The 7,385-nt window shown below is 61.7% G+C and carries 7 protein-coding genes; 5 read left to right on the top strand and 2 right to left on the bottom strand.

The window, feature by feature from the left end:
* Together H1Y01_RS12165 and H1Y01_RS12160 are read left to right on the top strand one after the other, a co-directional pair.
* A partial coding sequence (locus H1Y01_RS12165) for a dihydrolipoamide acetyltransferase family protein (RefSeq protein ID WP_180540790.1) occupies positions 1-1,057 on the top strand: 1,057 nt, incomplete at its 5' end.
* Positions 1,054-1,563 carry a DinB family protein gene (locus H1Y01_RS12160; protein ID WP_180540789.1) on the top strand — a complete coding sequence of 170 codons (510 nt, stop codon included), beginning with the start codon at positions 1,054-1,056 and terminating at the stop codon, positions 1,561-1,563. The genes H1Y01_RS12165 and H1Y01_RS12160, both read left to right, overlap by 4 nt.
* A 179-nt stretch (positions 1,564-1,742) precedes the next feature.
* Here H1Y01_RS12160 and H1Y01_RS12155 read toward each other — a convergent pair whose 3' ends face one another.
* Positions 1,743-4,643 (bottom strand): ligand-binding sensor domain-containing diguanylate cyclase, encoded by a 2,901-nt coding sequence (locus H1Y01_RS12155; RefSeq protein ID WP_180540788.1) that lies wholly within the window; start codon positions 4,641-4,643, stop codon positions 1,743-1,745.
* A 185-nt stretch (positions 4,644-4,828) separates the two neighbouring features.
* Complete coding sequence (locus H1Y01_RS12150; protein ID WP_180540787.1) at positions 4,829-5,035, bottom strand: hypothetical protein; 207 nt, start codon at positions 5,033-5,035, stop codon at positions 4,829-4,831.
* 40 nt (positions 5,036-5,075) lie between these two features.
* On the opposite strand from H1Y01_RS12150, the gene H1Y01_RS12145 reads away from it, so the two are divergent.
* From H1Y01_RS12145 to H1Y01_RS12135, 3 genes are all read left to right on the top strand, one after another.
* Complete coding sequence (locus H1Y01_RS12145) at positions 5,076-5,291, top strand: hypothetical protein (protein WP_180540786.1); 216 nt, start codon at positions 5,076-5,078, stop codon at positions 5,289-5,291.
* 272 nt (positions 5,292-5,563) lie between these two features.
* A complete protein-coding gene (locus H1Y01_RS12140) occupies positions 5,564-6,874 on the top strand; it encodes an ascorbate-dependent monooxygenase (RefSeq protein ID WP_180540785.1) in 1,311 nt (436 codons plus the stop codon).
* An 11-nt stretch (positions 6,875-6,885) separates the two neighbouring features.
* Positions 6,886-7,385 (top strand): hypothetical protein (locus tag H1Y01_RS12135; protein WP_180540784.1); only part of this gene is annotated, 500 nt, incomplete at its 3' end.

Genomic DNA, 7,385 nt, shown 5'->3' with positions numbered 1-7,385 from the left:
GGCCGCCGCACCTCCGCCGCCAGCCGCACCAGCTGCTGCTCCGCCCGCTCCTGAGCCCGTAGCCGAAGCACCCGCGGAACCCGCCGGACCACTCTCGCCTCTCGTCCGCCGCATGGCTCGCGAGAACAACATCGACCTCTCGAAAGTGAAGGGCACCGGCGCCGGCAACCGCATCACCAAGCAGGACCTCGAAGCCTTCATGGGCCAAGGCCTTCCCGCTTCCGGAGTCACGACGACGCCCGCCCCGTTCACCACCAGTCACACCGCCCCGGTGGCCGTAGAGGCCGCCCCCTCCGCCCCAGCACCGCCCGCCCGCGCGCCCGAACCCCCAATTCAGTTCGTCGCGCCCCCGGCCAAAGCTGGAGCAAAGACCCGCATCGAGCCCATGAGCAACATGCGCCTCAAGATCGCGGAGCACATGGTCGCCTCCAAGCGCATCTCCCCGCACGTCACCACCGTGCATCGCGTCGACATGACCAGGGTCGCCAGGATGCGCGCGCGCCACAAAGAGGACTTCACTGCCCGCTACGGCATCTCCCTCACCTTCCTCCCCTTCGTCACCCGTGCCACGGTGGAAGCGTTACGCGCCTTCCCGTTACTCAATGCCTCGCTCGATGGCAACAACATCATCTTCCATAACGAGATCAACATCGGCATCGCCGTCGCTCTCGAGAACGGACTCATCGTCCCCGTCATCCGCGCCGCGGACGAGAAGAACGTCCTCGGCCTGCAGCGCTCCATCGCCGATCTCGCCGCCCGTGCCCGCTCGCGCCAGTTGAAGCCAGATGAGATCCAGGGAGGCACCTTCTCCATCACCAACTTCGGCAGCTTCGGCAGCGTCTTCGCAACCCCGGTCATCAATCAGCCTCAGGTCGCGATCCTCGGAATCGGTTCGGTGGAGAAGGTCCCGGTCGTCATCGATGACGCTATCGCCATACGCTCGCAAGCGTTCCTCGCGCTCAGTTTCGATCACCGCCTGATCGATGGCGCGCTGGCCGATCAGTTCACCGGTAAGGTCAAACAGATCCTCGAAAACTGGTCCGAAGAGGTCCTGTGATCGATCGCCTGTTTCTCGACTTCTCGGTCGCGAAGCTCGACCAATACCGGGGCAAGATCGAGATCTGCGTTCGCAAGCTGCATGAAGACCGGATATGGTCCCGCGGGCACGAAACGGAGAACAGCATCGGCAACCTATGCCTGCACTTGTCGGGAAATGTTCGTCAATGGATCGTCTCCGGCGTCGGCGGCGCGCCGGACCATCGGAACCGCGATTCCGAATTTAACGCCCGCGGCGGTATATCGACCGATCAGCTGGTCGCAAGATTGAACGAGACCGTCGCTCAGGCCTGCGATGTGATCGCGAAGCTAACTCCGCTTCGGCTCGAAGAAGAGGTCACCATCCAGAACTACCGGCTCAGCGTTCTGGAAGCGGTCTACCACGTTGTGGAACACTTCTCGCACCACACTGGCCAGATCCTGTTCGCCATGAAAGCCATCTCCGGTGAAGACCTCGGCTTCTACCGGCATCTCGGGCAGGCCACCCACGATGAGACCACCCCGTAGCCCCGGTCACAAGACGTGGAACTGTCGGCGCTGCCCGTGGGCATTGCGTTTCACGATAGATCCCCCGGCATTTTCATCGTTCCGGAGCGATACCGAAGAGTACAATAACGACAACAAGGTAGACGCGGCTTGTGCGCGACCCTTAGCGTGATCTCCGGCATGATGCCGGAACTCCCCGGCTAGCCGCGCTGAAGCAACACCGCAGCCTCCTCGGAAGGCACATGAGTCGCCGCGAGATCGAGCGCGCTTACGACACGGTTCCTCCCCAGTCGCTTCGCCCGGTAAAGCGCCTGGTCCGCGAGTTCGATTAACTCGCCGGATAACATGCCCGGGAGCGACACCGCCAACCCGAAGCTGCACGTCATCTGGATCTCGCCCTTCGCCGTCATTACGGGCGCCTCCGCGATCAACGCGCGCAGTTCTTCGGCCCGCGCGATGGCGGAATCCGGATCGCAGTCCCCTAGCACCAGAAGGAGTTCCTCGCCGCCGTAGCGGCCGATCGCATCCGAAGCCCGCATGCGCTGGAGCAACCGGTTCGACACGCTCATGATCACCGTGTCCCCCGCGGAATGGCCGTAGGTATCGTTGACCCGTTTAAAGAAATCGATATCCGCCAAAATGACCGCCACCGCGGTACCCGCCCGGTTCACCCGATGGAGTTCGCGGTCCAGAATCTCGCACACCGCGGCGCGGTTCCAGAGGCCGGTCAGCCCGTCCCGCGTGGCCTTTACCGCCAGCTGCTCGCGAACCTGCATCAACTCGAGCTTCTCTTGCTCCAGTTCGCGCGTTCGCTCCTGCACCGCTTTCTCAAGGAGGGCTTGACGCGCCAGCAATCGGCGGAGCCATAGCTGGTACAGCCACCGGTACACCGCGGCTGCAAACAGCATCTCGATGATGATCGCCGGCCACGTTTTCCACCATGGTCGCGGCACCGTGAATCGAATCGACTGAGTCGCTGTGACCGGTTCATCCCCCGGCCGGGCGCGCACTTGGAACTTATATGTGTTCGGCTCAAGCGTCGAAATACGAAGGGTGCGCTGAGTGGTCTCCGTCCACGCTGTCTCCTCCGGCAGCAAGCGGAACTCGAAGCGGGTTCGATTCTGATTCCGGAACGTTACCGCATTGAAGTGAAAGGTAAGAGAATGATCTCTCCATGGTTGAGTCGCCAATCGCTCGGGGCTTATCTCCCGGCCGTCGCCGTCCAGGGCATTAAGCGTGATGGGTACCTCGATCTTGGGCCGCTGTTTGCTCGACGGCATGTAGCGCGACAGCCCGCGGCTGGTGCCGATCCAGACCGCTCCCGCGCGGTCTGCCAGAAACGCATTCGAGTCCGTGTCGTTCCAGATAAGTCCGTCCGCCTCGGACAGGTTCCGCCACCGGTGATGATCGAAGACATCGGTGCCGGCGTCGCCGCCGGCCCAGACATTTCCCTTCTGATCGATGCCGATCAGGTAGATCGCAGTCGATACGAGGTCCTTGCCGGGAAGGTATCGATCGAAGTGGAATCCCGCCGCCGACTCGCTGATGCGAACGACGCCCCCTTCAGCGGATCCCACCCAAATCTCCCCGGGACCGGCCTTCAGCGTGTAAGCTTCCTTAACGCCCGCAATGGCGATACGATGCCAGCCCCTCTCGTCGCGCATGACCACACCGTGGCTTCCCGCCGCCCAAAGCCGTCCGCGCCAGTCGATATCGACGCTGCTGAACATTTCGTACCGATCATCGTCCGGAAGCACCTCTCTGACAAACTCGATTCGGGGCCCGGCGAGATTCATATGAAAGATCCCGGACGCCGTTCCGAGCCATGCCGATGTACCGACAAACCGAAGTGTGTAGACGGCGCGCGTGTCCAGACCTTCCCCCTTGCCGAAGGTTTGGAAATGGCCGGCTTTGTCCATAGCAGTCAAGCCGCCGGGGGCGGAAGCGATCCAGAGGCGGCCGTCGGGCCCAGAGGCGGTTGCATGAACGTGACTGTTCACCAGTCCGTTCCGTTCGTTCCACGTCCTTGGTGGCCCTTGGCGTGCCGGCAGCACGGTGAGCCCGCGGTCCGTCGCGACCCAAAGGTTTCCGTTCTTATCCTGATCGATTCCCCAGACGATATCGCTGGCCAGTCCTTCGTCATGTGTCCACGCCGTCCATTCGCCCGCTCCAAGCCAACGGGCGAGACCGCCGCCGTTCATGCCGACCCAGATCGAGCCCTCACGATCCTGAAGCATGCAGGTGGTCGTATCGGTCAACAGTCCTTGTTTCCGGGAAACAACCTCCCACCGGTTCGCGCCATAGTCGCGCACCGCGATCCCGCCGTCCGTCGGAACGTACAAGTGCCCGCTGGAATCGAGATCCAGAACCGCTATCCCGTGCGACTCGGGAACGCCATCGCCTCGATCCTCAAACCGGTTTGCCCCGCGTGCCCGCGCCAGAAGCCGCTTCGCGCTCCGGAGCCAAAGTGTTCCTTGCCAATCGGTGATAATGCCGGTCCAGACTTCCGACGGCGCGCCCAACCGCGCTCCCGATACAGCCGTTCCGGACGCATTCATCTGAAGGAGCCGCTTATCTGCGCTAATCCACAGCGATCCGTCGGGCGCGACGTGCAGCGCGTCGATAGCTGTTCTCGGGAGCGCCTTTATATATTCCGCTTTAATGGGAGTCGCGTCAGGGTGACGGACGACCAGTACTCCTCGGTTCGTTGCCAGATATACGGTGCCGCTAGCGTCGATATCGAGTGCCCCATCCGCGGTTACCTGCACTTGGTCGGGGAACGACACCGTGTCGAGATGCTCGCCGGAGATTCTGGCCAGCCCGCGCCGGTGCGCTACCCAGACCGCCCCGTTCGGCGCCGTTTTCAACGACTGCACGATGAGACCTGGAACTCCCCAACGAGTGGAGAACTCCTGAAACCTCTCGCCGTCAAACCGATAGAGGCCTCGCCGCGTGCCCACCCAGAGGTATCCCTGTCGATCCTGCGCGATCGCTCGCGCGGTCGGGTTCTTCAAACCATCGTCCTGGCCGTAGTTCCGAAAGGTATATCGCTGCGCGTAGGAGTGCGCCGGCATCAGGATGCAAGCGAGGCATACCGCCAACACAAACCGACCACTCGCGTTTACCGCCACACAGCGTAAATCGGCACGTTGCTCTCAGATGTTTAGTTCATAAGGCCGGAGATCAGCCGATTTCTGTGCGGAAAAGTAAGAAAACGAACGATTTACGCAAGCCAACTCAAATCGGCTTGCCCGGATCGTGTTCTCCCGTTGGATGGCAGGAAGCGTTATTTCTTGAAAAGGCGCTCGAAGGCGTCTTTCGCATCGCTGGCGTTGCGCGGCGGGCTGGCAAGGATGCCGGCGCCGGCCGAACGATTCCCGTTGCCGTTGGAACTCGGCGCCGCGGTGTCCCGCGCGACCGTCACTCGAGGCGAAAACAAGGAACAATCGTTCTTTTGATCCTTTACGGCGATGCGCAGGGGGATCGGCTTCATGCATTGAAACCGCGTAGAAGGCTCGAAATGCGAACATTGCTTGCAACAATGGAGCACGGCTCCGCATTTCGCGCAGTTATTCAAGAAGTCCGTGCCGGGCGGCAACATGGTGGAGCAGCTGAAACATCGCGATCCGGTTACGTTTTGCACCAGCCGCGGCAATCTGGGGCCGGTAACGTCGATCGGGGGGCGCGGGCCTTGCGGTTTGGAGCGCTCGCCCTGGCCGTTATGGCCCTGCCGGCGTTCGCTTTCCTGATAGCCGCGCTGTGAATACTTGCGGTCACCGTCCATGCGGGATGGTTACTCCTAGAGTTGTTCGGGTCTGGGCGCTTTCGTGTTGCTCGAATGGCTCGATGCGCAACGGGTTGTGAATCCTGAAAGGAGCCGGCTGGTTTGCCGATAATACTTGCCGAAACTGATTGCGTAACTCAACACCGGCGGATTGAAGGCCGCCAACTCGGTTACACCTACATACATACCACGTTCTGGAAATGTTGAACACCTAAAATGCGTCTAATCTGTATTGCAATGATTCTTCGGCGGGCTGTTGTGCTCCTGGGTGTGCTGCTCAGTGTTTCTTCTTTGTACGCTGCGCAACATCGCGAAGTTACGTGGTCGCGGGACGTTGCCCCGATTGTCTACCGGCACTGCTCGGTCTGCCACAACGTAGGCCAACCCGTTCCTTTTGTGCTGCTTACGTACCAGGACGTCAGCCGCCGGGCCTCTCAGATCGCGCGGGTTGTCGCGACGCGCTATATGCCCCCGTGGAAGCCCATTGCGGGGTACGGCCATTTCATCGGCGAGAAAAGTCTGAGTGCGGCCGAGATCTCCGTAATCTCACGGTGGGTGGCGAACGGGTCCCCCGAAGGAGATCCGCGTGATGCACCCGCGCCTCCGCAGCCTCCGTCCGAGTGGCAATTGGGCGCTCCGGATGCGGTCTTGCGCCTCCCGGAACCGGCGCCGGTTTCCGCTGACGGGCCCGATATCTACCGCTGCTTTGTGATCCCAACAAGTTTCGGGCGCGACCGCTATGTGCGCGCCTTTGAGTTCAAACCTGGAGCGGCCGGCGTGCTGCACCACGCGCTCCTGTTCGTCGATGCCCAGCGCGCCGAACTTCCCAGTCAGTACGACTGCTTCGGCACACCCGGGTTTCTTCCTACCGCGGGACTGGGCGGATGGACGCCCGGCATGCACGCCGTTTCCATGCCGGCCGGCACGGCCATTCATATTGCCAACGGCGCGCGGATCGTCCTCCAGCTTCATTTTCATCCGACTGGCAAGGCGGAGGCGGCGGACCCTGCGCTCGCGCTCTACTTCGCCCCCGGCCCTCCGCCGCGCGCACTGATGGATATCGCCCTGGGATCGAACCATATCGATATCCCGCCAGGGGACGCGAGCTACAAGGTTAGAGACGAGTTCGAGATTCCCGTTCCCGTCGAGGTCACGGGGATCATTCCCCATGCGCATTACCTGTGCAAGGACATGAAAGGCTGGGCGATCCTGCCTGACGGGCACAAGCGCTGGCTGCTTTGGATCAAGGATTGGGACTTCAACTGGCAGGAGCAGTATCGCTATACGCAGCCCTTCACGCTGCCGGCCGGCACGCGCGTGTTCATGGAGTTCACTTACGATAACTCCGCGGCCAACATTCGCAATCCCAATCAACCGCCGCAGCGGGTGTCGTGGGGAGCCGGAAGCACGGATGAGATGGCCGGTCTGCACATCCAGGTGATTCCGCGCAATGCGGCCGATATGCATGAGTTAGGGATGGCGGAGTGGGGTAAGTTTATGCGGTCGGTAGGCGGCCGGTTCTACACCCCGCCGCCGAAACCTGAGTAGATTGGCGAGCGATGCAGCAATACGACATCTCGCTGAAGCTTCTGCTGCGTGGTCCCGGTTCCGCGGTCTTGCGTGGACTCACGGGCGGCGCCGCTGTTCAGAGATGGCTGGACGTCGAACTGCCGGAAGTCCGGAATACGAGGGTCGACCTCCTTGGCGAAACCGCTGCAGGCGATCTCGTTCACATCGAACTGCAGAGCACGAACGATCCCACGATGGCGCTGCGGATGGCGGAATATTGCCTGAGGGTCTACCGCCTGTTTGACCGATTCCCCCGGCAGATCCTGCTCTATGTGGGCGATCCTCCACTGCGTATGCCAAGCGAACTGACCGGCCCGAACGTGACCTTCCGCTACGAGACGGTCGATATTCGCGATCTCGACGGCGATGGGCTTCTCGAAAGCGACCAGATCGGCGATAATGTTATTGCGATCCTTGCGCGGCTGCGGGATCGGCGGCTGGCGGTGCATCGCATCCTGACCCGGATTGCGAAACTCGATCGCGTGCCGCG

Origin of the sequence: Nevskia soli (assembly GCF_903970205.1) — a bacterium.
Lineage (GTDB): Bacteria > Acidobacteriota > Terriglobia > Bryobacterales > Bryobacteraceae > Bog-113.
Note: the sequence above shows the minus strand (reverse complement) of the source record. Positions and strands in the feature narration are given on the sequence as shown.

Excerpts from the sequence above, each read along its gene's own strand:
- H1Y01_RS12150 (WP_180540787.1), bottom strand. The coding sequence starts at position 5,035 with ATGAAGCCGATCCCCCTGCGCATCGCCGTAAAGGATCAAAAGAACGAT.
- H1Y01_RS12140 (WP_180540785.1), top strand. The coding sequence starts at position 5,564 with ATGATTCTTCGGCGGGCTGTTGTGCTCCTGGGTGTGCTGCTCAGTGTT.